Origin of the sequence: Vibrio sp. 10N.222.46.A1 (assembly GCF_041473595.1) — a bacterium.
In the GTDB taxonomy this organism is placed as follows: Bacteria; Pseudomonadota; Gammaproteobacteria; order Enterobacterales; family Vibrionaceae; genus Vibrio; species Vibrio tasmaniensis_A.
This window is the reverse complement of record NZ_JBFRSN010000811.1, coordinates 1,186-2,193: the sequence shown is the minus strand read 5'-3', so window position 1 is coordinate 2,193 and position 1,008 is coordinate 1,186. Positions and strand designations below refer to the sequence as shown.

1 protein-coding gene is annotated in these 1,008 nt (G+C 41.4%); it reads left to right on the top strand.

The features are described from left to right. Positions 1 to 107: 107 nt before the first annotated feature. A partial coding sequence (locus tag AB4496_RS20410) for a histidine kinase dimerization/phospho-acceptor domain-containing protein (protein ID WP_372131788.1) occupies positions 108 to 1,008 on the top strand: 901 nt, incomplete at its 3' end.

The window sequence follows — 1,008 nt, the reverse complement described above, 5'->3', positions numbered from 1 at the left end:
CTATTAGATGTTTTTTCATAACCTTCCCTAGTTATTTGATGAATGACTACTATTATACTAGTTGAGTAATTGTAGTTTGCTAGGATAACAATAATGGTAATTTTTGTATGGTGAATAAAGGAAAACGCTATATTGGACTCTCCCGACAGTTGATCGGGGTAATCATCGCAATCAGTACCTTATTCACAGTCATAGTGACAGGTCTAGGTTTGTATGTGGAGTACCAAAATCGAGTTTCTTTTATCAGTTCTCAGATCGAACAAGTTAAGGATGGTTATCTTTCTGGCTTAACCGCCAGTTTGTGGGTTGAAGACCGAGAGCAACTGTTTGTGCAAGCTGAAGGTATCTCCCGCTTACCCTCGGTCAGTTATCTGTTAATAGAAAGCCCCGATGAAAAAATTTTAGAATTAGGTCAACAGACGTCCGGTCAGTCTTATTCTCAATCTTGGGATATGGTGCATCAGATGGGAGGCTCAGAGTTCCAACTGGCGACGCTCACGGTGCAGTCTGATCTAAGTATGATTCTCAACGACTTTGAAGACCGGGTGTTATTATTGCTCGCCTTCGAAGCAGTTAAAATCTTCTTATTGTCTCTGGTATGTTTAACCATCGTCTACCGCCTTGTAGTTAAGCGCTTAATGACCATGTCTTCTCAGATCAACCATCAACAGGTTGAAGACAACAAACCGCGATTTCTAACACCCACTAACTCTACATACAGTGATGAGATCTCTACACTAGAGAGTAGCTACAATCAGTCGATTGAACGTATTCGTCAACAATACCAAGAATTGGAAAAAGCCAAAGATACTGCAGAGGTAGCGAACCGCAACAAGAGTGAATTTCTTGCCAACATGAGCCACGAAATCCGCACTCCAATGAACGGGATTATCGGGCTTTCATCACTGCTTTCTGAAATGGATATGCCGAAAGAGCAAAAAGAGTATGTCGACATGCTCAACACCTCTTCGCTTACTCTACTCGATTTAATCAATGACATTCTCGACT